Raw genomic sequence first — 26,791 nt, 5'->3', positions numbered from 1 at the left:
ACGGGCCTTATGGCCTGATGAAAAAATTTTTCCCGGTCTTGCTACTAAATGCGCCGGGTTTTTCTTTTGATGGTACCGGAAGGGCAGGGGCTGTGGTATAATGCACCCTGGATGGGAAGTGATCGCCAAAATGGATCTGCTTAAGAATTTAAATGCAGCGCAAAGGGAAGCGGTACAGCACATGGAAGGCCCCCTTTTGGTGCTGGCAGGGGCGGGCAGCGGTAAAACCCGGGTGTTGACCACCCGTATCGCCTATCTCCTGCAGCAGGGGGTGGAACCCCACCATATCCTGGCCATCACCTTTACCAACAAAGCGGCCCGGGAAATGAAGGAGCGGGTTGAGGCCATGGTTCCCCATGCTGCCCGGGACCTGTGGGTTTCCACCTTCCATTCGGCCTGCCTGCGCATCCTGCGTACACAAGCCCGTTTTCTGGGTTATGCCGGTGATTTTGTGATTTACGACGAGCATGATCAGCAGACCGTTCTTAAAGATTGCCTGAAAGAGTTAAACCTGGACGAGAAAAAGTTTCCGCCCCGGTCTGTAGCCGCAGCCATTTCCGGGGCGAAAAATAAACTGCTGGATCCCGATGCCTACCAGGAAGAAGCCTCGGATTTCTTTTCCCGGCAGGTGGCCCGCATTTACGTCCTGTACCAGGACAAGCTGTTCCGCAATAATGCCCTGGATTTTGATGACCTGATCATGCTCACGGTGCGCCTTTTCCAGGAAAACTCCGCGGTTCTGCGCTACTATCAGAACCGTTTCCGTTACATCCTGGTGGACGAGTATCAGGATACCAACCACGCCCAGTACGTGCTGGTGAACCTCCTGGCCCGGGAGCACCGTAACCTCTGCGTGGTAGGGGATCCGGATCAGGGTATTTACAGCTGGCGGGGGGCGAACATCCAGAACATCCTGGACTTTGAAAAGGATTACCCCGATGCCAGGATCGTTAAACTGGAGCAAAATTATCGTTCCACCCAGACCATTCTGGATGCTGCCAATCACGTTATCCGCCGCAACCGGGGACGCAGGGAAAAAAGGCTCTGGACGGCTGCCGGTGCGGGAAGCCCGGTGGTGGTCTACCTGGCCCATGACGAGCGGGCCGAAGCCAATTACGTGGCCGACCGCATTACCCGGCTCCACCGCCGGGGAGTGCCCTACCGGGACATGGCGGTGCTTTACCGCACCCACGCCATGTCCCGGGTGCTGGAAGAAGTCCTGCTGCACCGGGGAATCCCCTATACTATCGTGGGCGGCCTGCGCTTCTATGACCGTAAGGAAATTAAGGACCTGCTGGCCTACCTGCGGCTGGTGGTCAATCCATCAGATACGGTAAGCTTGAGGCGCATCATCAACGTGCCCCGGCGGGGTATCGGGGAGGCTTCCCTGAAAAGGCTGCTCGACTTCAGCGCGTCCAGGGAAATTCCGGTTCTGGAAGCCCTGGCCAGGGTGGAGGAAATTCCCGGCCTGACCAGAAGCGTGCGGGCGGCCTGCCTGGAACTGGCCCGTCTTTTCGGCTGGCTTTATGAACAGCAGGGCAAGTTAAATATAACCGACCTGGCCTGGGAAGTGCTCCAGAGGTCGGGGTACTGGCAGGAACTTCTGGCTGATAATACGGTGGAGTCCCGCACCCGGCAGGAAAACCTGAAGGAATTCCTCTCGGTGACCCGGGCTTTCGACAGCCAGGAGGGGGAACGGGATTTGAGCACCTTCCTGGCCGAGCTGTCCCTGGTGAGCGACATTGACGGCTACGACGGGGAGGCCGACCAGGTGGTGCTGATGACCCTGCACAGCGCCAAGGGTCTGGAATTCCCGGTGGTCTTTCTTATAGGAATGGAGGAAGGGGTTTTTCCTCATTCCCGGTCCCTGGTGGAGCCGGCGGAGCTGGAAGAGGAGAGGCGTCTGTGCTATGTGGGCATTACCCGGGCCAGGGAAAGGCTTTATTTAACCCACTGCTGGCAGCGCACCCTTTATGGCGCTACCCGTCATAATGACCCGTCCCGCTTCCTGGAGGAGATACCGCCACACCTGGTTACGGCCGATGACCCCCTTGATGGCGGTTACGGGGCAGACCGGGTCCAGATCATCTCCAAAGGGGCCGGGCCGTCCCGGATGGCGGCCGGAGAAAGGGCCCGCCGTCAGGTTTGTGCCTTTAGCCCGGGTGACCGGGTCAGGCACCGGAAGTGGGGCCAGGGTACGGTGGTCAATGTCAGGGGACAGGGGGAAAATGCAGAATTACAGGTGGAATTTCCCAACCTGGGTACCAAAACCCTTCTGGCCCGCTATGCTCCCCTGGAGCGGCTTTAAAGTCTGCCCGGCAGTCATGAGGGCAATAATATAGATATGCTCGAAACTTCTATGGAGGTTTTAAATGACCCGGCTGCTGATTGTGGCCCTGCTGACGGCCATTATTCATATGATTAACACTCTCATTTATTCCGTTCGCCTGGCCGGTGTCCGCACCCAGCGTCTGGCCACGGCTCTCTCTCTTTTCCAGGTAATCTTTCTGATTGCCAGCACAGCAAATTTAATTCAGGCCCCCCTGATGTCCTCCATTGTTGAACATGCCATTAATGCCGGCTTAAAACATGCGGGAGGGGGGAATCTCCTGGCCGACCCCTATTACCAGGCCCAGCTGTCCAGGTTGAATATGGAAATCCGCCTGGTTATCCTGGCTGCCACCGGGGGAACCATTATGGGGGGGCTTTTGATACCCACCTTTGTCAGTGTATTCACCCGGGGGATTATGCTCCTGGAGGATCTGGGTTCTGTACCGCGGATGATTTATAAAATGATCGTATCCCCGCGGCAGCTTTTAGCCATGGCCAGGAAGGTTAAGCTACCCGGGGCGGGCCATTTCCGGGATGCCCTGCGGGGGCCGTTGAAAATACCGCGTTACTTTCTGCTGGCCAACATATTAATCACCGGCATCTGGACTACCGGCGTGCTATCAGCCCTGTATGCAGGGGCATTAATACCCCAGTTCCGCTCTACGGCCACCCTTACTTCGGGGATTGTGAACGGCGTGGCCGCTGTTCTGGCGGCCACTGTGGTGGATCCCACGGCAGCCATGATTACCGACCAGGCCATGCGCGGGGTGCGCCCGGAGGCTGATGTAAAGCAAATGGCTGTTTACCTGGCCTTAACCAGACTGGCAGGTACCCTTTTAGCCCAGGTGCTTTTTATTCCCGGGGCTCTGCTGATCCGTTTTGTTGCCGAGCTGATTACCTGAATCCGGTTTCTCTTGGGGGGTGTATTTTTGGACAGCGCCTTGGAAAAAGCCCGCCGGCGGATTGAAGAGTTGCGCCGGGAAATTGAATACCACAATTACCGTTATTACGTCCTGGATGATCCGGCAATTTCCGATGAACGTTACGACGCCCTGATGCGGGAACTGATTAAGCTGGAAGGCAAGTACCCCTCCCTGGTCACTCCCGACTCACCCAGCCAGCGGGTGGGGGGGAAGCCCCGGGAAGGCTTTACCACCGTTCGCCACCGCATCCCCATGCTCAGCCTGGCCAATGCTTTTGATCAAGGAGAATTGCGGGACTTTGACCGCCGGGTGCGTTCTTCCCTGCCCGGGGAGAGGGTGGAATATGTGGTGGAGCTGAAAATAGACGGGCTGGCCGTTTCCCTGCGCTATGAAAACGGCCAGCTGGTTGCCGGGGCCACCCGGGGGGACGGGGAAACGGGCGAGGATGTTACTGCCAACTTGAAAACCATTCGTGCTGTTCCCCTGCGCCTGCGTCAAACCGTACCCCTGCTGGAAGTACGGGGAGAAGTGTACATGTCCAAGGATGCCTTCAGGCACCTGAATGAGGCCCGGGAGGAAGCGGGAGAGCCCCTTTTTGCCAACCCGCGTAACGCTGCTGCAGGCAGCCTGCGCCAGCTGGACCCGGCCGTAACGGCTTCCCGCCAGCTGAGCATCTTTGCTTACGGCCTCGGGGAAGTGGAAGGAGTTGATGTACATACCCACGCTGAAGTTCTCTCCCTGCTCAAGGAACTGGGTTTTCCCGTTAATCCTCACTACCGCCTTCTGCCCGATATTGAAGCAGTTATAGATTACTGCAGCCGGTGGCAGGAAGAGCGTTTCAACCTTCCTTATGTTATTGACGGCCTGGTTATAAAAGTTAATTCCCTGGAGCAGCAGGCCCGGTTAGGGGCCACCATGAAAAGTCCCCGCTGGGCCGTTGCCTTCAAATTTCCGGCCGAACAGGCCAGAACCAGAGTGCAGGATATCATCCTGCGGGTGGGACGTACCGGAGTACTGACTCCTACTGCCATTCTAAAACCGGTTCGCCTGGCCGGCACCACCGTCAGCCGCGCTACACTGCATAACGAAGATATAATCAGGGAGAAAGACATTCGAATTGGAGACATGGTAATCGTTCAGAAAGCCGGCGATATAATCCCGGAAGTGGTTGCGGTAATCCCGGAAGAGCGAACCGGGGACGAAAAACCTTTTGTCATGCCTCACCATTGTCCCGAGTGCGGTGCAAAAGTCGTACGCCCGCCGGGGGAGGTGGCAACCCGCTGTACCAATATCGCCTGCCCGGCCCGGCTGAGGGAAGGATTGCTGCATTTTGTTTCCCGCAACGCCATGGATATTGCCGGCCTCGGGCCGGCAGTGATTGGCCAGTTGCTGGCAGCCGGGCTGGTACGGGATCCGGCGGATCTTTACGCCCTGCGCCTGGAAGATCTGGTACCCCTGGAACGCCTGGGTAAAAAATCGGCACAAAACCTCCTGGAGGCCATTGAAAAGAGCAAGTCCAACCCTCTTTACCGCCTGATTTTCGCCCTTGGCATCCGTCACGTGGGGGAAAGGGCCGCCCGCATTCTGGCACGGCGTTTCGGTTCCCTGGATCGGCTCTGCCGGGCTACCCGGGAAGAATTGCTGGCAATTCCGGAAATCGGACCCAAAATTGCTGATAGCATCCTTACCTTCTTTGCCCAGGAACAAAACCGCCGGGTGCTGGAAAAGCTGGTGGCTGCCGGTGTCAATACCCGTGAGGAGGTGGTTGACGAACCCGGGTACAAGCCCCTGGCGGGGAAAGTTTTTGTCCTTACCGGCACGCTGGAGCACTTTACCAGGCAGGAAGCCCGGGAACTGATTGAGCGCCTGGGCGGGCGCGTAAGCTCCAGTGTGAGCAGGAAAACCGATTACGTGGTGGTGGGAGAGGAGCCTGGTAGTAAATATGAGAGGGCCCTGGCCCTGGGCATCCCCATCCTGCGGGAAGAAGACTTCCGCCGCCTGGTGGAGCAGGCCATGTAAAATTTGAGTAGGAATTCATGAGGGCGATGGAACAGTCAAAGTTGCAACCACCCCCACGGGGCGCTATAATATGGTCATTTAAAGTCTTAAAATTAAGGAAGGTGCTGGTATGATAACCATCAAGGACGTGGAGCATGTGGCCCTTCTGGCCCGCCTGGAATTGAGCGAAGAAGAAAAGCAAATGTATACCAAACAGCTGGACGCTATCCTGGAATACGCCCAGGTGCTTAACGAGCTTAACACCGATGATGTACCACCCACCGCACACGTACTGCACTTGAAAAATGTCTGGCGGGAAGATGAAGTGGGCGAACACCTGCCACCCGATGAAGTGCTGGCCAACGCTCCGGAAACGGAAGGACAATTCTTCAAAGTGCCGCGGATAGTATAAGGAGGGAGTCCTGTTGGAGTTATATTACCTCACCGCCCACGAACTGCACGATTTGCTCCTAAAAAAGGAAGTCAGTGCCGAAGAAATCTGCCGCGCCGTTTTTGACCGTATTGATGCCGTGGAAGAAAAAGTCAAAGCCTATGTAACCCTGACCAGGGAAAGGGCCTTTACCCGGGCGCAGGAAATCGATCGTAAGATTGCTGCCGGCGAGGAGATCCCACCCCTGGCCGGTATCCCGGTAGCCATCAAGGATAACATATGTACCCGCGGTATTCGTACCACCTGTTCTTCTAAGATGCTCTACAATTTCGTACCCCCCTATAATGCTACGGTGGTGGAAAAGCTGGAGGCCGCCGGGACGGTAATGGTGGGAAAAACCAATATGGACGAGTTTGCCATGGGCTCTTCCACGGAAAATTCGGGTTTCTTTGCCACCGCCAATCCCTGGGACCTGGAAAGGGTGCCGGGAGGGTCAAGTGGCGGTTCTGCCGCAGCGGTAGCGGCTGGAGAAGCCATTACCGCCATTGGTTCCGACACGGGAGGTTCCATCCGCCAGCCGGCCGCGTTTTGCGGGGTAATCGGCTTGAAACCCACCTATGGAGCAGTTTCCCGTTATGGGCTGGTGGCCTTTGCTTCTTCTCTGGATCAAATTGGTCCCTTTACCCGGGATGTTACCGACTGCGCTCTGATGCTGAACGCCATTAGCGGGCACGATCCCCTGGATTCCACTTCGGCACCGGGTGATGTTCCCGACTTCACGTCCTGCTTGAAGGATGACGTAAAGGGTCTGAAAATTGGCGTGCCCCGGGAATATATGGGGGAAGGCATTGACCCGGCTGTAAAAGAGGTTGTGGGACAGGCTTTAAAATTGCTGGCTTCCCTGGGAGCGGAAATCGAAGAAACTACCCTGCCCCACAGCCGTTATGCCCTGCCTGCCTACTACCTGATTGCCACGGCGGAAGCCAGTTCCAACCTGGCTCGCTATGACGGGGTCCGTTACGGCTACCGGGCGGAAGACGCCCGGGATGTGGTGGACATGTTTATGAAGACCCGCAGCCGGGGTTTTGGTCCGGAAGTCAAGCGGCGCATCATGCTGGGTACATACGCCCTCTCTGCAGGCTATTATGATGCTTATTACTTGAAGGCTCTAAAGGTTCGCACCTTGATCAAGCAGGATTTTGATCGGGCCTTTGAAAAGTTTGATGTGCTCCTGGCTCCTACTACCCCGACTCCAGCTTTTAAACGGGGAGAAAAAATGGATGATCCCCTTCAGATGTACATGTCTGACATCTGCACTCTGGCGGTAAACCTGGCCGGCATACCCGGAATATCTATTCCGGCCGGGTTTGTGGACGGCTTACCCGTAGGCATGCAGTTAATTGGCAAGCCCTTCGATGAGGGCACCCTGTTGCGGGTAGCTTACACTTTCGAGCAGCATGCGGATTATAACCGCCGCCGGCCGTCTCTATAGGGAGGGAAGCAAGCCTTGACTGAATATGAAACCATTATCGGTCTGGAAGTACATGTGGAGTTAAAAACCAAAAGCAAGATTTTTTGCCCGTCTTCGACGGAATTTGGTGGAGATCCCAATACCCATGTCTGCCCGGTTTGCCTGGGATTGCCGGGAGTGCTGCCGGTTTTAAATAAAAAAGTGCTGGAATACGCTATCAGGGCGGCCCTGGCCCTGAACTGCGAAATTGCAGAGTACTCCAAGTTCGACCGTAAAAACTACTATTACCCGGATTTACCTAAAAATTACCAGATATCCCAGTATGACCTGCCCCTGGCCAGAAACGGCTACCTGAACATTGAAGTGAACGGGCAGACCAAGCGAATAGGTATCACCCGCATCCACATGGAAGAGGATGCGGGAAAGCTGATCCACCAGGGTACCATTGCCACTTCTCCCTATTCCCTGGTGGACTATAATCGCACCGGGGTACCGCTCATTGAAATAGTCTCCGAGCCGGACATGCGCTCTCCCGAGGAGGCCAGGGCTTACCTGGAAAAATTGAAGACCATTATCCAGTATACCGGGGTTTCCGACTGCAAAATGGAGGAAGGATCATTACGCTGCGATGCCAACGTATCCGTACGTCCCAAAGGAAGCCGCGAGTTCGGAACCAAAACGGAAATTAAAAATATGAATTCCTTTAAAGCCCTGCAGCGGGCCCTGGCTTACGAAGTGGAACGGCAAATTGCCGTCCTTGAGGAAGGCGGCCGCATCATCCAGGAAACCCGTACCTGGGATGAGAGTAAAGGGGTAACCCTGCCCATGCGCAGCAAGGAAGAGGCCCACGATTACCGCTACTTCCCCGAGCCGGACCTGGTACCCCTGATCATTGACCGCCGCTGGGTGGAGGAAATCAGGGCTACACTACCCGAACTTCCCGACGAGCGGCGCAACCGCTACATCAAACGCTACGATCTGCCGGCTTATGATGCCACCGTACTTACCGCCACCAAGGAAATGGCCGATTATTTTGAGGAGTGTGTGGCCCTTTATCCCAACGCCAAGGCGGTCAGCAACTGGATGATGGGAGACCTCTCGCGCCTGTTGAATGCCCACAATATGGATATTACCCAATGTAAGGTTTCGCCACGGCAGCTGACCGACATGCTCAAGCTGATGGACAGGGGTACCATCAGCGGGAAGATAGCCAAAACGGTTTTTGAAGAGATGTTTGCCACCGGCAAGGACCCGGAACAGATTGTACAGGAGAAGGGGCTCGTGCAGATTACCGACGAGGGGACCATTGCTGCTGTGGTGGATGAAGTACTGGCCAGCAACGCCAAGGTGGTGGAGGACTACCTGAAAGGAAAGGATCGGGCCTTTGGCTTTTTGGTGGGCCAGGTAATGAAGGCCACCCGGGGCAAGGCCAACCCGGAGCTGGTCAACCGCCTGCTCAGGGAAAAAATTCACTCCCAGTCGTGAGCAAGGGGCGGGTGGAAACCCGCCCCGGTTCATGCTTTTACTGCCTGCCCATCGGATACCGGTTTTACAGGGGGTTTGGTGACAAAGCTGAGGATGGCGGCTACCACCAGCAGGGCAGCGGAGATCAGGTAGCTGGCATTATAGCCACCGGTCAGGTCTGCCGCCCGTCCTGCAATGATCGGTCCAATCAGGGCGCCGGCGCCCCAGGCGGTAAAGACCAGGCCATAGTTAATGCCCGCATTCTTCAACCCGAAATAGTCATAAGTAGCTGACGGGAAGAGGGAAAGGTTGGCTCCATAAGCAATTCCGGTGAGAATTGAACCTATAAACAGGGTAACCGCACTCTTATAAGAGGCAAAGAGCAGCATGTTGGCCGCCTGGATGGCAAAAACCAGGAGCATGGTGTTGGTCCGGCCCAGGCGGTCGCTTAACCACCCCGCCAGGATACGACCACCGGCATTGGCAACGGCCAGGACGGCTACCAGCAGGAAGCCCCAGTCAATTCCCCCCTGGATCTGGGCAATCTTGGCCAGGTGTCCAATGATGAGCAGTCCCGCCGATGCTGCAAAGCAGAACATTAACCAGAGCAGGTAAAACTGGGGTGTGGCCAGCATTTCGCGGGGGCTGAAATCGTACTTGGAGCTGGCTGCTGAAGCTGCCCTGGTAGCAGGAGGCGGGCCGCCGTAAGGTACATAACCCGGGGGTGGAAAAGTAAGCACCTGAGCCAGAATAATGATTACGGCAAAGAAGATAATTCCTTCGTAAATAAAGGTCCTGGATATTCCATAATTGGTAAGGAAATATTTGGTTAGAGGGGCGGTGTAAACTGAAGCCAGGCCGAAACCGGCCACTACCAGCCCGGAGATCAATCCTTTTTTATGGGGCTGGAACCATTTTACCGCTGCCGGGGTGGGAGCGCCGTATCCAAACCCCAGGGCGGCACCGACGATAAGCCCGAAACCAATGGTTATACCCACCAGGGACTGGGTAACTCCCGAGATGATCATACCTGCTCCCGCCAGGATGCCACCAATTGTAGCAACCAGCCGGGGGCCGAACTTATCCACCATCCGGCCTGCCGGGACCATGAACAGGGCGAACATGACGCAGGCCAGGGTGTAAGGGAACTGGGACTGGGTTTTGGTCCAGTTCAACTGGTCTATCAATGCAGCGGCAAAAACGCTCCACGTGTATAAGACACCCAGGGCCAGGTTTATGCCCATACCGGCAAAGGTGACTGCCCAGGCCCGTGCTACACTGGGTTGATTGGGCTGATTCATAGTATGCACCTCCATTATTTCAAATTTCTAAATTTTCAATTACTGCTTTTCACTAAACCTTTTGCTCTTTTGCCGGCCATAGCATCCCCCCTGCGGCATACCTCCGCCTTTCTCTTTATTTTACTTTCTTTGACCGTTAGAGAACATAAATTTTCCGGCAACAGACAAAACCATAGATTGAATGGTTTTCTTTATGTTCAGATAAATAAGAATGACTTTGACAGGTTATGGCTTTCTAACCGCGGCCGGATTTTGACCGCTGGGTGTCACAGAATTGCCGCCGGGAGGAATTGCTTCGCCAGATTTAATGAACATTATAAAGAAATGCTTTTCAGCTGGCTGATTTCATGATATGATTAAATCTGTATAATTTTGTGTCGCAATGTGCTACGCTAGAACAGGGGTGAGGAAAATGAATGAAAAATTGGCAGAAAATGCGACCGGGAAAAGTGAACAGAAAAAAATAATCATTGTTGATACTACCCTGCGGGACGGCGAGCAAACGGCAGGAGTGGTCTTTGCCAACCGGGAGAAAGTACGTATAGCCAAATTATTGGATGAGATTGGCGTCCACCAGATTGAAGCGGGTATCCCCGTAATGGGCGGCGACGAGATGGAAGCCATTAAGGAGATTTGCAGGGCGGGCCTTAAAGCCAGCATAATGGGCTGGAACCGCCCGGTAATCAAAGATATCGAAGCCTCCCTGGCCTGCGGGGTAGACGCCGTGGCCATTTCTATTTCTACTTCGGATATCCACATCAAATATAAACTGCAAACCAGCCGGGAATGGGTGCTGGAGCAAATGGTGAAAGCCGTGGAATTTGCTAAAAAAGAAGGGATGTATATTTCCGTCAATGCTGAAGATGCATCCCGCAGCGATATGGACTTCCTGATCCAGTTCGCCAGGGCAGCCAAGGAGGCCGGTGCCGACCGGCTGCGTTACTGTGATACCGTGGGGATCCTGGATCCCTTTACCACTTATGAACGGATCCAGACCATACTTAAGAATGTAGATATAGATATAGAGATGCATACACACAATGACTTTGGTATGGCCACCGCCAATGCCCTGGCCGGCGTGAGGGCCGGTGCTACCCATGTGGGGGTTACTGTGATCGGCCTGGGTGAGCGGGCAGGAAATGCTGCCCTCGAGGAAGTGGTCATGGCGCTAAAACACCTGATGGGTATCGATCTTGGGTTTAAAACTGAAATGTTCCGGGAAATTGCTGAATATGTATCGCGGGCTTCCGGGCGGGAGCTGCCGGCCTGGAAGGCCATTGTAGGTTCCAACATGTTTGCCCATGAATCGGGTATTCACGCCGATGGCGCTTTGAAGAACCCGAAAACTTATGAGGCTTTCCAGCCGGAAGAGGTGGGTCTGGAGCGCCAGATAGTTATCGGCAAACACTCCGGCACGGCAGCTTTAAAGGCCAAGTTTGCCGAGTATGGTATTCATTTAAGTGAGTTTCGCGCCCAGGAACTTCTGGCCAAGGTTCGCTCCTACTGTGTGGCTTTAAAGCGGCCTCTTTTTGACAAGGAGCTCATGTATATTTATGAAGATTATTTTGGAAAGAATTGATGGATCCGATCATGAAACGGGTCCATCCTATCTCCGGTTAGTAACTGGTGGATTATCCGGCAGGATTGACGAAAAAGTAGAGGGACTATACCTGGGAGGTTACCAAGCAGTGGCACATAAAGTAACCTTAATTCCCGGTGATGGCGTGGGTCCTGAAATAGCCCGGGCCGCACGCCGGGTTATCGACGCCAGCGGGGTAAATATCGAATGGGAAGTGGTTGAAGCCGGGGAAGCTTTAATTCCCCGGTATGGTACTCCTTTACCGGAATATGTGCTGGAGTCCATCCGCCGGAACCGGGTGGCTCTTAAGGGTCCAATTACCACCCCTGTGGGCGGCGGTTTCCGGAGTGTCAATGTCACTCTGCGCCAGGAACTAAACCTTTACGCCAACGTGCGCCCTGCCCGCACCATGCCGGGGATTAATACCCGTTACCAGAATGTGGACCTGGTGGTGGTAAGGGAAAACACGGAAGATCTTTATGCGGGCATTGAACACCGGGTGGGCGACGATGCGGCAGAAAGTATTAAAATCATTACCCGCCGGGCATCAGAGCGCATTGCACGCTTTGCCTTTGATCTGGCACGCAAACAGGGGCGCAAAAAAGTTACTGCTGTTCATAAGGCCAATATAATGAAGTTAACGGACGGCCTTTTCCTGGAATGCGCTAGAAAGGTGGCCGGCGAGTACCCGGATATCGTTTTTGAAGATATGATCGTGGACGCCATGTGTATGAAACTGGTCCAGTCCCCTGAAAACTACGACGTTCTTGTGTTACCTAACCTTTATGGTGATATTGTCAGCGATCTCTGTGCCGGCCTGGTGGGCGGGCTTGGTATCGCCCCGGGGGCAAATATCGGCCGGGATGTAGCTGTATTTGAACCCGTCCACGGCAGTGCTCCCAAGCATGCCGGCAAGAATCGCATTAATCCCCTGGCCATGATTTTATCCGGAGTTATGATGCTGCAGCACCTGGGTGAAAATGAACCCGCTGAGCGCATATACTCGGCCGTGCTGGCCGTACTGCGTGAAGGGAAAACACTGACTTATGATCTGGGGGGCAGCGCCAGCACCAGTGAAATGGCCGACGCTATTATAAGCAAGATGCAGTAATAAATTACCATATTAAAGGTGCCGGAAGCCAGCTATCGCTGGTTTCCGGCTTTTTTTATGGCCAATGCATAAAAATTTTCGGCCGGCATAATAATAAGCCTGTGGCCTGATTCCGCGTTTACCGTTACAGCCAGGAGGTGATGTTTTTGGCACACCCGAGCAATTTCGGTGAAGGTGAAGGGCGACTGAAAGCCATGCATGATGCTGACTTTCCCGATGGGGTTGTGGTGGATCCCACTCCGATAACAGCTTACGATGAGATTACGGTATTTTACAATGGGCTGCTGGCCAAAAGCGGCGCCGAACAGGTTTACCTGCATGTAGGATTCGGGGACCCCCGTAACTGGCACAACGTTCAGGATTTACGTATGTCCCGCACCGGCTGGGGTTTTGTAAAAACGCTGGAAATGCCCGATGAAAGCCGTTTCAATTTTTGTTTCCGGGACAATGCCTATAACTGGGATAACAATAACGGGCTCAACTGGAGCTTTGAAATCCATAACGGCCAGCGCAATATTTGACCTCCAGGAGAAAAGCTTAAAGGTTCCCGCCGATTTTAACCATGCCCTGAATCCCTACCGCCGGAGCCCGGTAGGGATTTCATTTTAATTAAAAAGCAAATAACAAACCGGGGAGGGAAAAGCTTTTTGCGTATCCTGATGCTTTCATGGGAATACCCGCCCCGATCTGTGGGGGGGCTGGCCCAGCATGTTTACGACCTGTCCAGTGCCCTTGCGGGAATCGGGGAAGAGGTGCATGTGCTCACCTGTGGTGCTCCGGGTGTTCCCGATTACGAGCAGGTTAACGGTGTACACGTGCATCGCTTTCAAAACTACCAGATATCTGCCCCCCATTTTGTTACCTGGGTTGCTCAGTTGAACATAGCCATGCTGGAACGGGCCATACCGCTTTTTTCCGAACTGGGAGGAGTGCATATCATTCATGCCCATGACTGGCTGGTGGCATATGCAGCCCGGGCTTTAAAACATGCCTGGCGGCTGCCCCTGGTGGCCACCATTCATGCCACCGAATATGGCCGCAATTGCGGCCTGCATAACGACATCCAGCGACATATCAGTGATATAGAATGGTGGCTGACTTACGAGGCCTGGAAGGTAATCTGCTGCAGCCAGTACATGAAAAATGAAGTGCGCCATGTTTTTCAGGTGCCGGAAGATAAGATCCAGGTTATCGTAAATGGGGTTAATCCGGCCAATTTCAGCACCCGGACCATAAGGGTAACCAGGGATCAATTTGCTGCTCCCGACGAGAGCATTGTTTTTTATGTGGGACGCCTGGTACGGGAAAAAGGTGTACAGGTCCTTCTGGATGCTGCTCCGCAAATTTTAAGCCGGCACCCGCAAACCAAATTCATTATCGCGGGTAAAGGCCCTTACGCAGAGGAGCTGCACCGGCAGGCCGTTAACCTGGGAATAGCCCAGCGGGTTTATTTTACCGGATATATTGATGATGAAGTGCGCAATACTCTTTACAGCTGGGCCGACGTGGCTGTTTTCCCGAGCCTTTATGAGCCCTTTGGCATTGTCGCCCTGGAGGGTATGGCCGCCAAAACCCCGGTGGTGGTGGCAGATACCGGTGGTTTGAGCGAAATAGTGGAACATGGAGTGGACGGGCTGAAATTTTATCCCGGTAACAGCCGTTCCCTGGCTGATATGATCGTCTGGTTGTTAAAGGACCGCCAGCTGGCCCAAAATCTGCGCCAGCGAGCTTACCGCAAGGTTCTGGAAAAATTCAACTGGCACGATATCGCCCAGGCCACCAGGCGGGTATACCAGCAGGTCTGGAATGAATACCGCCGCGTTCCCTGGTATGGTCCCTATTCGCGCGGTAATCGTTTATTTTCTCGCATGTCCAGGCTTTTTGCCCGGGCCTAACCGGGTAAAAGAGCGGTTTATAAAATCTTTAGAATTAGGAGGGATTTAATGAAAGCAGTCATTATGGCCGGGGGAGAAGGTTCTCGCCTTCGTCCTCTTACCTGTAACCGGCCCAAACCAATGGTTCCACTGGCCAACCGGCCCATGATGTGGCATATAGTAAACCTGCTAAAAGCCCATGGTTTCACCGAGGTGGCAGTAACCCTGCAGTACATGCCGGAAGCCATCCGAGATTACTTCGGCAGTGGCGCGCGGTATGGAATTAATATGCAGTATTTTATTGAAGATTCACCCCTGGGTACTGCTGGCAGTGTAAAGAATGCCCAGGATTTTCTGGATGAAACCTTCCTGGTAATTAGCGGGGATGCCCTCACCGATCTGGATTTGTCCCGGGCTGTCGAATTTCACCGCCAGCGGGGGGCCATGGCTACCATTGTGCTCACCCGGGTCAGCTGTCCCCTGGAATACGGTGTGGTTATTACCACGCCGGAGGGGCGCATTGTCCAGTTCCTTGAAAAACCTGCCTGGGGGGAGGTCTTCAGTGATACAGTCAATACAGGAATTTATATCCTGGAGCCTGAGGTTTTGGAGTACATAGAAGCCGGGCGTATGGTTGACTTCAGCAAGGATCTTTTTCCCTTACTGTTAGGGGAAAAGAAACCCTTATTTGGGGTAGTACTTCCCGGCTACTGGTGTGATATAGGCAATCTGCAACAGTATTTGCAGGCTCACCAGGATGTTCTTTCGGGTCGCGTTAAAATTACCATGCCGGGCAGGGAACTGCAGCCGGGGGTCTGGGCAGGCGACGGGGTTGATATCAGCACCAGCGCCCGTATTCAAGGTCCTGTCCTGATTGGGGACGGTTGTTATGTTGGACCCGGGGCGGTAATTGAGCCTTTCAGTGTCCTGGGAAATGGCTGCCTGATCCAGGAAAGGGCTTCTATAAAGCGCAGCGTTCTATGGAATAACGTTTATATAGGAGCGGGATCTGCTCTCCGGGGGGCTATCCTGGCCAGCCGGGTGCAGGTACGGGCTGGCGCTGCGGTCTATGAAGGAGCAGTAATAGGTAGTGATTCGATAATTCAGGAACGCAGTGTCATAAAGCCGGACGTAAAATTATGGCCCAGCAAACTGGTGGAAAGCGGTACCGTGGTTCAGAACAGTCTGGTATGGGGTACGCGCTGCCCGAAGAAAATCTTCGGCCTTGAAGGCATTAGCGGGCTGGTAAATGTGGAACTGACACCGGAATTTGCCTGCCGGGTGGGGGCGGCCTTTGCCTCGGCCATGGGGAGACGGGGGGTACGGCTGGCTGTCAGTAGCGATGCTTCTCCAGCTTCACAAATGATTAAAAATGCCCTGATCTGTGGTTTACAGTCGGCCGGTGCACAGGTGGTGGAGCTGGGTACCGGAATTACCCCCATGCACCGCTTTGCAGTGCGCCAGCTGGATCTGGCTGGAGGGGTACATGTTAAACTTTCCTCCTATCGTCCTGAACAAGTAACTCTCGTTTTTCTTAACGACAAAGGAGGAAATATTTCCCGCAGTATGGAGCGAAAGGTAGAAAACCTGCTTATGCGGGAAGACTTTTACCGGGCTGAACCACAGGCCATACTTCCTCCCGAGTTCGCCTGCACCATTGGCGAAAGTTATCTTGAAGCCCTGGTACGGGATCTTGACCGGGTAGCGCTGGAGAAGGCGCAATTCCGGCTGGTAGTAGCCTGCGACCAGAATAATCTGGGCCAGTATCTAAAGGATTTAACGGGGAGACTGGGCGTTTATGTGGAGAACCTGGACCTGCCGGGGGGCATGACTTTCCATAAAAACAACTACCAGGAAATTCTGTCCATTTTAGGCCGGCGGGTACCGGAAATTGGTGCTGCCGCTGGAGCATTCCTGGATGCCAACGGCGACCGGTTGGTACTGGTAGACGAACGGGGCCGGGTGATCCAGGATAACCTGCTCACCGCCCTGTTAGCACTGATAACTCTCAAGGCACGGGGAGGGCCGGTGGTGGTCCCGGTTACAGCACCCCGGGCGGTTGATGCGCTGGCTGAAAAGTATCGGGGACAGGTCATTCGGACCAAAACAGCAATTTGTGATTTTGTAGAAAAAGTCCTGGGGCAGGGCGAATTTCAATTTTTACTTAATTTTGATGCCCTGGGAGCCCTGACCCGTATTCTGGAGTTTACTGCTAAGAAGAGAAAAACCCTGGGCGAGCTGGTTGATGAGATCCCGGTCTTTTTTATGGACCAGAAGGAAGTACCGGTACCCTGGGAGGCAAAAGGCAGGGTTATCCGTCGCCTCATAGAAGATCCCCCTGCGGCACAGATGGAATTGCTGGATGGGGTGAAGGTCTTTCATCCCCAGGGATGGGCGCTGGTGCTCCCCGACCCCGATGAACCGGTTTGCCGGATATTCACTGAAGGGGCGACCATGGAAATTGCCCGCTCCTTAAGCGATTTTTATATTGATAAAATTAGTAAAATTGCAGGTTCCGTTGAAGCTACCGGATAAAAAAATTCCCGCTTTTTAGCGGGGATTTTTTATCCGGCAACCATCATGTCTTCCTTTCTGGTACGGTACCAGGCGTAATCGATGTCGGGGAAAATATTGTTGGCGTATTCCAGCCAGGATAACCAGCCCTCATCTATACGCTGTCCCTTAATTTCTTCATACAGGCGCAGGAAATTGGACAGGTGGGTTTTGGTTCGCCTTACCGCATAATCAACCATCGTGCCCGTACTCATTATAAAAGCCCAGTCACTTCCCTGTGCCAGAAGCAGTTCCCGGGCCGCCTGATTTAAAGCCCTGCGCAGGACCCCCTGTGCATTGTGATACATATTGGCCAGCTCAACCATCCTGGAAGCGGCCATGTGTAAATGACGGTAAATCCAGTCGTTGGCCTGACACAGCCAGACTTCATTGTATCCCTTATTCCCCCAGCTGGATGGGCAGGGCCTGGCCACCTGGTTACAGGGGAAACGCTGCAGGTAGTCGCCGGGAGTAATCAACTCCACCGTATCCTGATCAAAATGGATTTTTCGGATGAGAAATTCAAGCCACAGGGGACCTTCAAACCACCAGTGGCCAAAAAGTTCCGCATCATATGGCGCTACAATTATGGGTGGTCTGTCCATATGCTGGCTGAGATATTTAATCTGCAGTTCCCGGTTGAACATAAAATTTCCCGCGTGAATAGCGGCTTTTTCCCGTGCCCAGTCCGGTACATAGGGTTCTTTATGGTTTGTCCGTCCGGTAATGCGGTAGTATTTGATACCGGTATGTACCCTTATACCGTCAGGATGAATATAGGGCTTGATATAATCATAATCCAGGTCGAAGCCAATATCACGGTAAAATTCCCGGTAATCAAAATCACCGGGGTAACCTTCCTGGGCGCTCCAGACCTGCTTGGAAGACTCCACATCCCGGCCGAAGGCGGCCACTCCCGAAGGGCAGTAGATGGGCGCAAAAACACCGTAACGGGGACGATGGGAAGCAAATAAAACACCATGGGTGTCGGTAAAGAAATAACGGATACCGAATTCTTTAAGAAAACGATCAATGCCCGGTCCATAGGCACACTCGGGTAGCCAGAGTCCCCGGGGAGGTGCACCAAAATGCCGGCGGTGCAGGTCCACGGCTACGGCAATTTGTGCCCTTACTGCTTCTGGATTAATCATGAGCAGGGGCAGGTAACCATGGGTGGCCGCGCAGGTAATAACCTCCAGACGGCCCAACTCCTGAAAGCGCCGGAATCCCTGAACCAGGTTGCGGCCATAAACATGATGATAGGTATGGGCAATTTCCCGGAACATTTTCTGGTACATTAACGCGGTTTCATGAAAGGGAGTGTTTCGTGTGCGTTCTACTTCCTTATCTGCCAGTTCCATTAATTGCCCCAGATGGCGTGAATAACGCTCCTGCAGTAAAGGATCGGTTAACATGGAAACCAGCGTGGGCGAAAGGGAGATGGTAAGGCGAAAGGGTATACCATCCCTCACCAGACGTTCGAATACGTGCAGGAGGGGTACATAGGTTTCGGTAATGGCTTCATACAGCCACCGCTCTTCCAGGAAATGTTCATGTTCCGGGTGGCGCACAAAGGGTAAATGGGCATGCAAGACCAGGGCCAGGTATCCTTTGGCCATCTTTAGCCGGTACCTCCTTTAATCCTTAATTTCCGCTTCTGGTTCCGGCACCGGAGGTCCAAATCCGGGAGAACTTATCCCCAGGGGAACCGCTGCTGCCCGGCCTGCTGCTTCATGGAACAGCATGGGTGAGCTGACACCAAACTGGAATCGATAGGACCTGTATACTTCTTCGATCCACATCCATTCTTCATCCAGGCATTCTGAAAGGGTTGACCTGGGGGTGGTTACCACATTGGAGCGCAGAAGAGTTACAAAACGCCCATCGGGAAACATGCGGCCCAGGTCCACGCAGAAGGAACGGTTGGGTTGACCTACGGGTATATGCCAGTTGTCCACTTCTTCCGGGACGTTAATATCCACGAAACTGTTGGCATTGGATCCGTTAAAAGCAACCCCCGTAACATCATAAACCCTTAAAACTGGACGGGTAATATTCCATGCCCGGGGTCCGTAAGTAGCATTAAATTCTTCCTGACGGGTGGCAGTTATCTCCCAGTAGGCGTAGAGCCAGTACGGGTCCCGGACCATAAGTACCAGGCGATCCACCCCGTAGCGGGCGGGTAATTCAGGGACCGGCGGTGGTGACGGTTCGGCTGCTGAAGGGACAGGTAAAGCCAGTTCTTCAGCAACCTCTTCGGTAAAAAGGGGGGGGATGAATTTTTCCGCGGGTTCCGCCTTTTGGACCGCTTTGCGCCGGGGAATCCATAAAAAAATAACCAGCAACAGGACCACCAGGGCGATCCCGAAAAAGAGCGGAGCTACAGCGCTCATGGAAGAACCTCCTTTTAGCGTAGATAACACCGGTGCAGGAGTGGGTGAAAAAGAAAGGAGCGTATAAAAGCTTTTTTTATTATTGCCCTGATGCCGGGATTTATGAACTTAAAATGAGTATGATCTGCATAAATTTTCATCTTAAGTTTTTTCTTTATTCCTTTTGCTTGTTTAAACTTATTTCAAAAGAAGGCCAAACTTAAGATATAATTAATAATTAGATCAGTGCATAAAAGTGAGGTGGCTTTTGTGTTTGAAAACCCCGGTGATACCGTTATCAGGGAGATACTGGCAAAGAGCCGGCGAATAGCTGTGGTTGGCCTGTCCAGCAAGCCGGAAAAAGACAGCTACCGGGTGGCCAGTTATATGAAGGAGCATGGATACGAAATTATACCGGTTAACCCCGGAATCAGTGAAACCCTGGGTGAAAAAGCTTACCCGGAACTCCGGGCCATACCATATCCCGTAGACATAGTTAATGTCTTCCGGCGGCCAGAAGAGGTCCCGCAGGTTATTGAAGCCGTACTGGAACTTAACTTCCAGCCGGTAATCTGGCTGCAACTGGGTGTAGTACACCTGGAGGCTGCCCGGAAAGCACGTGCCCATGGACTGACGGTGGTCATGGACCGCTGCTTGATGGTTGAGCACCGTCGCCTGCTGGGGGATAACAGCCGTTGACAGGTTCTTTTTTAAAAAACCTGCGGGAAGAAAAAACAAACGGGGCGGCCCGGGTGGAAGAAATTCTGGCTGTATTATCCCGGACTTACCCCGATGCGGGAACAGCTCTTCGTTTTGAAACGCCCTTTCAACTACTGGTGGCAGCCATGCTTTCTGCTCAAACTACGGACCGGCAGGTTAATAAAATTACGGAAAAACTTTTTAAACGTTATCGTGAACCCCGGGATTTCGCCTTATTAACTCCTGAAGAACTGGCCCGGGAAATTAAAGGGTGTGGGTTATACAGGAGTAAAAGCAAGCACATCATAGCTGCCAGTCGCATACTGGTGGAAAAATATAACTCCCGGGTTCCTCAAAATCTGGCAGAGCTGGAACTTCTTCCTGGAGTAGGCCGTAAAACCGCCAATGTGGTGCTGAATGTGGCCTTTGGTCAGCCCACCCTTCCGGTGGATACCCACGTCTTTAGAGTCAGTCACCGTCTAGGCCTGGCCCGGGCCAGAACTCCCGAAAAAACCGAGGAAGAATTGCTGGCCATTATTCCGGAAAATGCCCGCCGGGCGTTTCACCACCAGCTTATCGCCCATGGACGGGTTATCTGCACCGCCCGCCGCCCCCGGTGCGGCAACTGCCCCCTGGCCTATTTATGCCCAAGCAGGAGTATACAGGAAAAGAGGGTTACCACCTGAACAAGCTTTGTCATGGTGCATGGCCAGACAAAAACTCCCGCTCAAAAAGCGGGAGTCTTATAGGGCATAACTCGTTTAATGTTGCTGGCTTGATGCCGGCAGTTGTACGGGTTTTATAATTGGCCCGGGGAAAGGAACCACTGCGCGTCCATAAGCGGTATTTAAAATTACAGCCATAGCTGTATAAAGACCAAATATACCTGCCAGCAACAATAAATTACCTGCAAGGGGCAGTAAAGTTCTGGAAATGACGCCCATGTCAGCCAGGGCAATGATGAATATGGCAGGATCTAGAGCCAGTACCACTGCCATCAAAGTAAGAGGCGATTTAAAGTATGCGGGTGTCCAGGTGAGTAAGGCAATACCCAGGGCAAGCCAGGCCCAGCCATCGATGCGGGCATCAATTTTCCAGCCGTTAACAGCAGCGAAGAACTTAAAAATTAGTTCCAGGCCGGTAACCAGCATGAAAAAGGCAGAGAAAAAGGTGAAAACGTTGCCACCGGTGGTATTACCTTCCTTTAACTCGATTAATCCCACACAGAGTTGAATGACAAATCCTCCCAAAAGCCAGATTCCCAGCAGGGGGGTTGCGCTGTGGTCAACTTTACCGGTAAAAACCGCATAGAAAGTGAAACAGGCCATGGCCAGGGCAACCAGCCCGGCAGGGCCAGGATTGGCCCAATCGTGTCCTTTTGCCGACATTTACCTTCCTCCTCCGGGTAATTTGTGTTGGGGTACAAAGCAACAGAAATAATGTTCTAAATACCTTGCGATTTCTTTTTCTTAAAACTCTAATTTCACCTCCTCCCACGTTTCTGCAATAAAAATGCTACTGCCAGAGATTATTGCAATAATGATGGCAAAATTCTTTGCATTCAGATAAATGGTTATATTTTGACGGGAATGGCTTAAATAAAAACACAAGTGGCAGGGAGGGATTTAATGTTTTCCGGAAATGATGGCTATAGAACGGCACATGTCAAGTTTTATAAACACAACTGGAGTTTTTCAGAAACACCGGGGAAAGGTAAACTATAAGAAGTATATTTAAATTGAATACTTAAATTTGAAGGAGCCGATTCCAGTGCATGTTGTTCTGGTTGAACCCGAAATTCCTGCCAATACCGGTAACATTGCCCGTACCTGCGCAGCCACCGGTACCATCCTCCACCTGGTTCGTCCGCTGGGCTTTTCCACTGATGACAGGCATCTCAAAAGGGCCGGGTTGGACTACTGGTACCTGGTGGAGATACATTATCACGATTCTTTCGAAGAAGTTCGCCGCATATACCCCCGGAATCGCTTTTATTTTTTGACTACCCGCGGCATACGCTTTTATAATGAAGTAAAATATGGACCGGATGATTTTCTGGTGTTCGGTAAGGAAACCAGGGGATTGCCTGCTGATTTAATTTCTGCCAACCGGGAATTTACCCTGCGTATTCCCATGCGGGAAGGTTCTACCCGTTCTTTAAATCTGGCCAATTCTGTAGCCCTGGTCCTGTATGAGGCCTTGCGCCAGCAAGGATTTCCCGGCCTCAGGTAAACGGTGCTCCATTCGCGAAAATTATGTAATTTCTAAAAAATTTCTGAAGGATTTTATTTTCCCCGGAACGAATACTATTGTTTACACCTGGTTTAACGATTTGAAGAAGGGAGAAGCTTATGGATTTAACCATAGAAAGCCTTCAAGAAAGGCTGGAAACCCAGGGTTATATATGCGATCAAGATCTGGTGATCACCCTTTACCTGTCTTTAAAACTGGCCAAGCCCCTGCTGGTTGAGGGGGCTCCCGGCGTGGGAAAAACTGAGGTGGCCAAAGCCCTTGCTGGAGCTTTGAATACGGACTTAATCCGGCTGCAGTGTTACGAAGGGTTAGACGAAAACCGTGCCCTTTACGAGTGGAACTACCAGCGGCAGTTGCTGAAAATTGAAATTGCCCGGGGTACCTGTGAACCCTCTGCCCTGGAAAAGGATCTTTTTGATATGGAATACCTTCTGGAAAGGCCGCTTTTAAAAGCCATCCGGGCAGACAAGCGAGTTGTTTTATTAATTGACGAAATTGATAAAACCGACCCGGAATTTGAAGCCTTTCTATTTGAACTCCTGTCCGATTTTCAGGTATCCATACCGGAACTGGGTACTATCAAAGCCAGGCAGATACCGGCGGTAGTTTTAACCAGCAATGGTGAAAGAGAATTATCCGACGGGTTGAAGCGGCGGTGTATTTACCTGTACATTGATTATCCCACAGTGGAAAAGGAAGCACGCATTTTACAGGTTAAAGTACCCCAGGCCCGTAAGGAACTGGTGTACCAGGTGGTCCAGGCGGTGAATTTCATTCGCTCGCAGTTGAATTTAAAAAAGAAACCATCCATTGCTGAAACCCTGGACTGGACCCGTGCCCTGGTGGCCATGCATGCTGACGCCCTGACCCCCGAAATTGTTGGGCAGACTTTAAATCTGCTCCTGAAGAATCGTGATGATCAGGAGATGTTAAAGAGAGAGATAGGGTTAAGGGGGCTGGTGGAAAAAAGCCTGGGTACAAAGGGTGATGAAGGAACCTGCTGTCAGTGCATTCACCATCACCGTTAGCGGAGGGAACAGGATGGGTATCAATCCGGTTACCGGGGTGGCAGGCCGTGAAGAAAAGGGCGAGAACACCCTGCACCATAACCTGGCGCGCTTTACTCATATTTTGCGCCATCTGGGAATGCGGGTGAGTATGGCCGAGACACTGGATGCCTACCGTGCTTTAACGCTGGTTGACATAAAATCCAGGGAAAAGGTAAAAGCCGCCCTGCGAGCGGTGATGGTTAAAAAAGCTCCTGACCGCCAGATTTTTGACCTGGCTTTTGAGCGTTTCTTTGTTCCTCCGGAAGATAAAGAGCAACAATACCTGTTGAGAAGACAACAGGAAGAAATGGAGAGGCAACGCCTGGCAGAGGCCAGGGAAAAACTGGAGCAGGTTCTTTCTCCCTGGTCCATGGAAATTAAATTTAACCAGGAGGATATTCAAACTTTTGTACGGATGCCCCTTCAAGAACAAAAGCGTTTAACGGAATTTATCAGCCGGATGCGGGGTAATCCTGTGAATAACCCGGGAGAGCTGATCGCCCGGGTCATGCAGTCAGCACTTAATTACTGGCGCTATTACCTGCTGAAAACACAGGGGGAAGAAGCCAGGAGGCAGCTGGAGGCAGAGCTTACCGGGGAAACGGAATTGGATGATGTCATTTCCGGAGTAGCCGCCGATTTTTACCGGGACCCTGATGATCAGTTGCTTTACCAGGACATGCAACATATAGGCCTTGCTGAGGTGGAAAAGTATACCTTAACCCTGGAACGCTTGTCCAGGCAGCTGGCCAACCGGCTTTCCCGCCGTTACCGGCAGAGCAACCGCAGGCAAAAGCTGGATATGCGGAGGACGATACGTCGTAATATCGCCTACGGTGGTTCTCCTCTTAAATTATGTTACAGGTCCCGGCGACGGCATAAGCTCAGGTTAATACTGATTTGTGACGTATCTGCTTCCATGGCCCGTTACGCCCGGTTCATACTCCAGTTCATTTACGGTTTAAGTAATGCAGTACAATATATAGAAAGTTTTGTTTTTTCCGAAGACATGGAACGAATTACCCCTCATTTCCGGAAAAATGAGGATTTTGTGACGGTAATGACGGACCTTATAAATGCCAGCCAGCAGTGGGGGAAGACAACGGATTTTAATACAGCTTTAAAAACTTTTCATATTCAGTGGCACCACCTGCTGACTGCTGACACCCTGGTAATTATCGTTAGTGATACCAAGACCATTACCCCCCGGGAAGCAGCCCGTGAACTGGCTGCTTTACGGGAAAAAGTACGGGATATCCTGTGGTTAAATCCCGTCCCTGCCAGGCAATGGTCCAACCTGCCGGGTGTAGAAGTTTTTATGCCCCATGTACGTATGTTTGAGTGTTATTCCCTGCATCAGCTGGAGTCAATTCTGCACCAGCAGTTATTAAAGTAAGAACCGGTAGATTGAATTTGTTTATAGAACAGTTAAAAATTTATATTTATAATATAATCCCGGTTACAGGTGGGGGAGGTGCAGGATTTTGGCACTTAATAAAATTAATAAGCTGGAGAGGAGTTTTTTAGCTGATGAATTATCAATTTTTAATTCCGTATATAACCTGGTGGTTGCTGTAGATTATCAGGGGCGGGTGATTATTTTCAACCCCACCAGTGAACGGGTTTTCAATTATCCAGCCGAAAAAGCCCTGGGACGTCACATCAGGGAGGTTATTCCTTTTACCGGGCTCCCCAAGGTGCTGCAAACGGGAAAGCCGCACATCGGGCGTAAATTTGTAGTCGGTAATGCCCTTTACGTAGTTAACCGTACGCCTATTATTCGCAATAATACCATAGTTGGTGCCATTGGCGTGGCCCAGGAAATCACGGAATTACAACATCTTGCCCAGGAGCTCAAAGAGGTCAAAGAAATAAATGACTTATTGGAAAGTATCTTCCACAGCACCCGGGAGGGCTATCTCGCCATCACCAATGAGGGCCGTATATTAATGCTCAACCAGCCCATGGCTGAGCTGCTGGGCGTTAGCATCGATTCAGCTGTCGGACGGCATATTCGTGATATAGTCCACGATAAACGCCTGCCCCAAATTCTCTGGACCGGTAGATTCCAGTACGGGGAACTGGTTCGTATCCAGGGCAGGGAAACGGTGGTCATGCGTATGCCCCTTTATAACCAGGGCAGGCTGGTGGGTGCGGTGAGCAAAGTTATTTTTCAGGATGTGGAACAGCTGCTGGCCCTGGCAGAAAATATCAGTTCCCAGAGACGAACTTTCCCCTGCCATACCACAACGTTTGGCGACAGTCACAGCGTACGTTATACTGTGGATAGCTTGATTGGTAATAGTAAAGTTATTACCCGGCTCAGGGAAACCGTAAGCCGGGTGGCTCAAGGACCTTCTACTGTATTAATTCGTGGAGAAAGTGGCACGGGTAAAGAACTGGTGGCCCATGCCCTTCATGCCAATTCTCCCCGTCATAAAGGACCCTTTATTAAAGTTAACTGTGCGGCTGTACCTGAAAACCTTCTGGAATCGGAACTTTTTGGTTATCAGGAAGGCGCTTTTACTGGAGCCCGGAAAGGCGGGCAGGTCGGCAAGTTCGAACTGGCCAACGGGGGAACTATTTTCCTGGATGAGATTGGAGATATGCCCCTGCCCATGCAGGCCAAAATATTGCGTGTCCTGCAGGAGAAGGAGATAGAACGCCTGGGAGACAGCCGTCCCCGCCCCGTGGATGTGAGGGTGGTGGCAGCTACCAACCGCGATCTGGAGGAACTCATCAGGCAGGGACGCTTCCGGGAAGACCTTTACTACCGTTTGAACGTGGTTTCCATTTATATTCCACCCCTGCGGGAAAGGATTGATGATATTCCCCTGCTGGTTAATCATTTTATCCAAAAATTTAATTGTGAGTTTGGTGTTATTGTGCAGGATGTATCGCCGGAAGTTCTGGAGGTATTCTGCAATTACCACTGGCCGGGTAATGTACGGGAACTGGAAAACGTACTGGAGAGGGCCTTTAACCTCGTGGACGGAAATACTATAGAACTTAAACATTTGCCGCCTTACCTTCAGCAGGCAAGCCAGGGCAAAAAGAGAAACCTGTTCAACCACACGCTGGCTACATTATTGCGTGAAGTAGAAAAAGAGGCCCTCCTGGAGGCCCTGGCTGCAGCTGGCGGTAATAAAATGCAGGCAGCCAGGAATCTCGGTATATCCAGGGCCTGGTTATACAAAAAGATGAAACAGTACGGGATTAAATGAAAAACTGGAGAAGGAAATTCCTTTAAGTTGTCGAATTATATGGCTATAGTTCTGGCAGCTGCCATGAAAATGTATATTTGACAACGGGGAGCTCCTGTTAGGGGCTGAGAAAGGGCTAGTGAGCACCTGACCCGCTAAACCTGCTCGGGGTAATGCCCGCGAAGGGAAAAAGCCTGTTGGTATTCCTGTAATGGCGCA

21 protein-coding genes and 1 riboswitch are annotated in these 26,791 nt (G+C 52.3%); of the genes, 17 read left to right on the top strand and 4 right to left on the bottom strand.

Translation table 11 applies throughout. The features are described from left to right. Positions 1–130: 130 nt before the first annotated feature. The 6 genes from pcrA to gatB all read left to right on the top strand — a co-directional run bounded on the left by pcrA (position 131) and on the right by gatB (position 8,599). Positions 131–2,308, top strand: coding sequence for a DNA helicase PcrA (gene pcrA / locus BR83_RS0106500; protein ID WP_027356400.1), 2,178 nt, complete (start codon positions 131–133; stop codon positions 2,306–2,308). A gap of 64 nt (positions 2,309–2,372) precedes the next feature. After that, a complete protein-coding gene (locus BR83_RS0106495) occupies positions 2,373–3,233 on the top strand; it encodes a lipid II flippase Amj family protein (RefSeq protein ID WP_027356399.1) in 861 nt (286 codons plus the stop codon). Positions 3,234–3,260: 27 nt separating this feature from the next. Further along, positions 3,261–5,273 (top strand): NAD-dependent DNA ligase LigA, encoded by a 2,013-nt coding sequence (gene ligA, locus BR83_RS0106490; RefSeq protein ID WP_027356398.1) that lies wholly within the window; start codon positions 3,261–3,263, stop codon positions 5,271–5,273. Between the two features lie 109 nt (positions 5,274–5,382). Then, the gene (gene gatC, locus BR83_RS0106485; protein ID WP_027356397.1) at positions 5,383–5,664 is read left to right on the top strand and encodes an Asp-tRNA(Asn)/Glu-tRNA(Gln) amidotransferase subunit GatC; all 282 of its coding nucleotides are present in this window, start codon (positions 5,383–5,385) and stop codon (positions 5,662–5,664) included. 13 nt (positions 5,665–5,677) lie between these two features. Further along, positions 5,678–7,135, top strand: coding sequence for an Asp-tRNA(Asn)/Glu-tRNA(Gln) amidotransferase subunit GatA (gene gatA / locus BR83_RS0106480; RefSeq protein ID WP_027356396.1), 1,458 nt, complete (start codon positions 5,678–5,680; stop codon positions 7,133–7,135). A 15-nt stretch (positions 7,136–7,150) separates the two neighbouring features. Continuing rightward, positions 7,151–8,599, top strand: a complete 1,449-nt coding sequence (gene gatB / locus BR83_RS0106475; protein ID WP_027356395.1) for an Asp-tRNA(Asn)/Glu-tRNA(Gln) amidotransferase subunit GatB — start codon at positions 7,151–7,153, stop codon at positions 8,597–8,599. 29 nt (positions 8,600–8,628) lie between these two features. Here the strand turns inward: gatB and BR83_RS0106470 are convergent, their stop codons facing one another. Further along, positions 8,629–9,879, bottom strand: coding sequence for an L-lactate MFS transporter (locus BR83_RS0106470; protein WP_027356394.1), 1,251 nt, complete (start codon positions 9,877–9,879; stop codon positions 8,629–8,631). Between the two features lie 412 nt (positions 9,880–10,291). Between BR83_RS0106470 and nifV the strand changes: the two genes are divergently transcribed. From nifV to BR83_RS0106440, 5 genes are all read left to right on the top strand, one after another. Then, positions 10,292–11,458 carry a homocitrate synthase gene (nifV, locus tag BR83_RS0106460; RefSeq protein ID WP_051617977.1) on the top strand — a complete coding sequence of 389 codons (1,167 nt, stop codon included), beginning with the start codon at positions 10,292–10,294 and terminating at the stop codon, positions 11,456–11,458. A 109-nt stretch (positions 11,459–11,567) separates the two neighbouring features. Next, positions 11,568–12,569, top strand: a complete 1,002-nt coding sequence (locus BR83_RS0106455) for an isocitrate dehydrogenase (NAD(+)) (protein WP_027356391.1) — start codon at positions 11,568–11,570, stop codon at positions 12,567–12,569. A 146-nt stretch (positions 12,570–12,715) separates the two neighbouring features. Next, on the top strand, positions 12,716–13,090 hold the full coding sequence (locus BR83_RS0106450; protein ID WP_027356390.1) for a carbohydrate-binding protein: 375 nt from the start codon (positions 12,716–12,718) through the stop codon (positions 13,088–13,090). A 126-nt stretch (positions 13,091–13,216) separates the two neighbouring features. After that, positions 13,217–14,464, top strand: a complete 1,248-nt coding sequence (locus tag BR83_RS0106445; protein ID WP_027356389.1) for a glycosyltransferase family 4 protein — start codon at positions 13,217–13,219, stop codon at positions 14,462–14,464. A gap of 48 nt (positions 14,465–14,512) precedes the next feature. Beyond that, entirely contained in the window at positions 14,513–16,978 is a 2,466-nt protein-coding gene (locus tag BR83_RS0106440; RefSeq protein WP_027356388.1) for a sugar phosphate nucleotidyltransferase, read from the top strand. Positions 16,979–17,007: 29 nt separating this feature from the next. Here the strand turns inward: BR83_RS0106440 and BR83_RS0106435 are convergent, their stop codons facing one another. After that, positions 17,008–18,615, bottom strand: a complete 1,608-nt coding sequence (locus BR83_RS0106435) for a glycoside hydrolase family 57 protein (protein WP_027356387.1) — start codon at positions 18,613–18,615, stop codon at positions 17,008–17,010. Positions 18,616–18,633: 18 nt separating this feature from the next. Next, positions 18,634–19,389 carry a DUF4912 domain-containing protein gene (locus BR83_RS0106430; RefSeq protein ID WP_027356386.1) on the bottom strand — a complete coding sequence of 252 codons (756 nt, stop codon included), beginning with the start codon at positions 19,387–19,389 and terminating at the stop codon, positions 18,634–18,636. Positions 19,390–19,638: 249 nt separating this feature from the next. On the opposite strand from BR83_RS0106430, the gene BR83_RS0106420 reads away from it, so the two are divergent. Beyond that, positions 19,639–20,067, top strand: coding sequence for a CoA-binding protein (locus tag BR83_RS0106420; RefSeq protein ID WP_027356385.1), 429 nt, complete (start codon positions 19,639–19,641; stop codon positions 20,065–20,067). Continuing rightward, positions 20,064–20,753 carry an endonuclease III gene (gene nth, locus BR83_RS0106415; RefSeq protein WP_051617974.1) on the top strand — a complete coding sequence of 230 codons (690 nt, stop codon included), beginning with the start codon at positions 20,064–20,066 and terminating at the stop codon, positions 20,751–20,753. Before BR83_RS0106420 ends, nth begins: the two co-directional genes overlap by 4 nt. A gap of 75 nt (positions 20,754–20,828) precedes the next feature. Here the strand turns inward: nth and BR83_RS0106410 are convergent, their stop codons facing one another. After that, positions 20,829–21,455, bottom strand: a complete 627-nt coding sequence (locus BR83_RS0106410; RefSeq protein ID WP_027356383.1) for an acetate uptake transporter family protein — start codon at positions 21,453–21,455, stop codon at positions 20,829–20,831. A 382-nt stretch (positions 21,456–21,837) separates the two neighbouring features. Between BR83_RS0106410 and trmL the strand changes: the two genes are divergently transcribed. From trmL to BR83_RS0106385, 4 genes are all read left to right on the top strand, one after another. Continuing rightward, positions 21,838–22,299: a tRNA (uridine(34)/cytosine(34)/5-carboxymethylaminomethyluridine(34)-2'-O)-methyltransferase TrmL gene (trmL, locus tag BR83_RS0106400; RefSeq protein WP_027356382.1), complete on the top strand. Its 462-nt coding sequence runs from the start codon at positions 21,838–21,840 to the stop codon at positions 22,297–22,299. Between the two features lie 119 nt (positions 22,300–22,418). Then, entirely contained in the window at positions 22,419–23,348 is a 930-nt protein-coding gene (locus BR83_RS0106395; RefSeq protein WP_027356381.1) for an AAA family ATPase, read from the top strand. Positions 23,349–23,361: 13 nt separating this feature from the next. Beyond that, entirely contained in the window at positions 23,362–24,765 is a 1,404-nt protein-coding gene (locus BR83_RS0106390) for a vWA domain-containing protein (protein WP_027356380.1), read from the top strand. An 88-nt stretch (positions 24,766–24,853) separates the two neighbouring features. After that, positions 24,854–26,593, top strand: coding sequence for a sigma-54-dependent Fis family transcriptional regulator (locus BR83_RS0106385; protein WP_051617972.1), 1,740 nt, complete (start codon positions 24,854–24,856; stop codon positions 26,591–26,593). A 74-nt stretch (positions 26,594–26,667) separates the two neighbouring features. Further along, positions 26,668–26,779, top strand: a riboswitch (TPP riboswitch). Positions 26,780–26,791: the final 12 nt, after the last annotated feature.

This window comes from Desulfofundulus thermocisternus DSM 10259 (assembly GCF_000686645.1).
In the GTDB taxonomy this organism is placed as follows: domain Bacteria; phylum Bacillota; class Desulfotomaculia; order Desulfotomaculales; family Desulfovirgulaceae; genus Desulfofundulus; species Desulfofundulus australicus.
The sequence above is the reverse complement of the archived record's forward strand: the minus strand, read 5'-3'. Positions and strand labels throughout refer to the sequence as shown.

Coding starts and splice junctions, on each gene's coding strand:
- pcrA (WP_027356400.1), top strand. CDS start 131: ATGGATCTGCTTAAGAATTTAAATGCAGCGCAAAGGGAAGCGGTACAG.
- BR83_RS0106495 (WP_027356399.1), top strand. CDS start 2,373: ATGACCCGGCTGCTGATTGTGGCCCTGCTGACGGCCATTATTCATATG.
- gatC (WP_027356397.1), top strand. CDS start 5,383: ATGATAACCATCAAGGACGTGGAGCATGTGGCCCTTCTGGCCCGCCTG.
- BR83_RS0106470 (WP_027356394.1), bottom strand. CDS start 9,879: ATGAATCAGCCCAATCAACCCAGTGTAGCACGGGCCTGGGCAGTCACC.
- nifV (WP_051617977.1), top strand. CDS start 10,292: ATGAATGAAAAATTGGCAGAAAATGCGACCGGGAAAAGTGAACAGAAA.
- BR83_RS0106440 (WP_027356388.1), top strand. CDS start 14,513: ATGAAAGCAGTCATTATGGCCGGGGGAGAAGGTTCTCGCCTTCGTCCT.
- BR83_RS0106435 (WP_027356387.1), bottom strand. CDS start 18,615: ATGGCCAAAGGATACCTGGCCCTGGTCTTGCATGCCCATTTACCCTTT.
- BR83_RS0106430 (WP_027356386.1), bottom strand. CDS start 19,389: ATGAGCGCTGTAGCTCCGCTCTTTTTCGGGATCGCCCTGGTGGTCCTG.
- BR83_RS0106410 (WP_027356383.1), bottom strand. CDS start 21,455: ATGTCGGCAAAAGGACACGATTGGGCCAATCCTGGCCCTGCCGGGCTG.
- BR83_RS0106395 (WP_027356381.1), top strand. CDS start 22,419: ATGGATTTAACCATAGAAAGCCTTCAAGAAAGGCTGGAAACCCAGGGT.
- BR83_RS0106390 (WP_027356380.1), top strand. CDS start 23,362: ATGGGTATCAATCCGGTTACCGGGGTGGCAGGCCGTGAAGAAAAGGGC.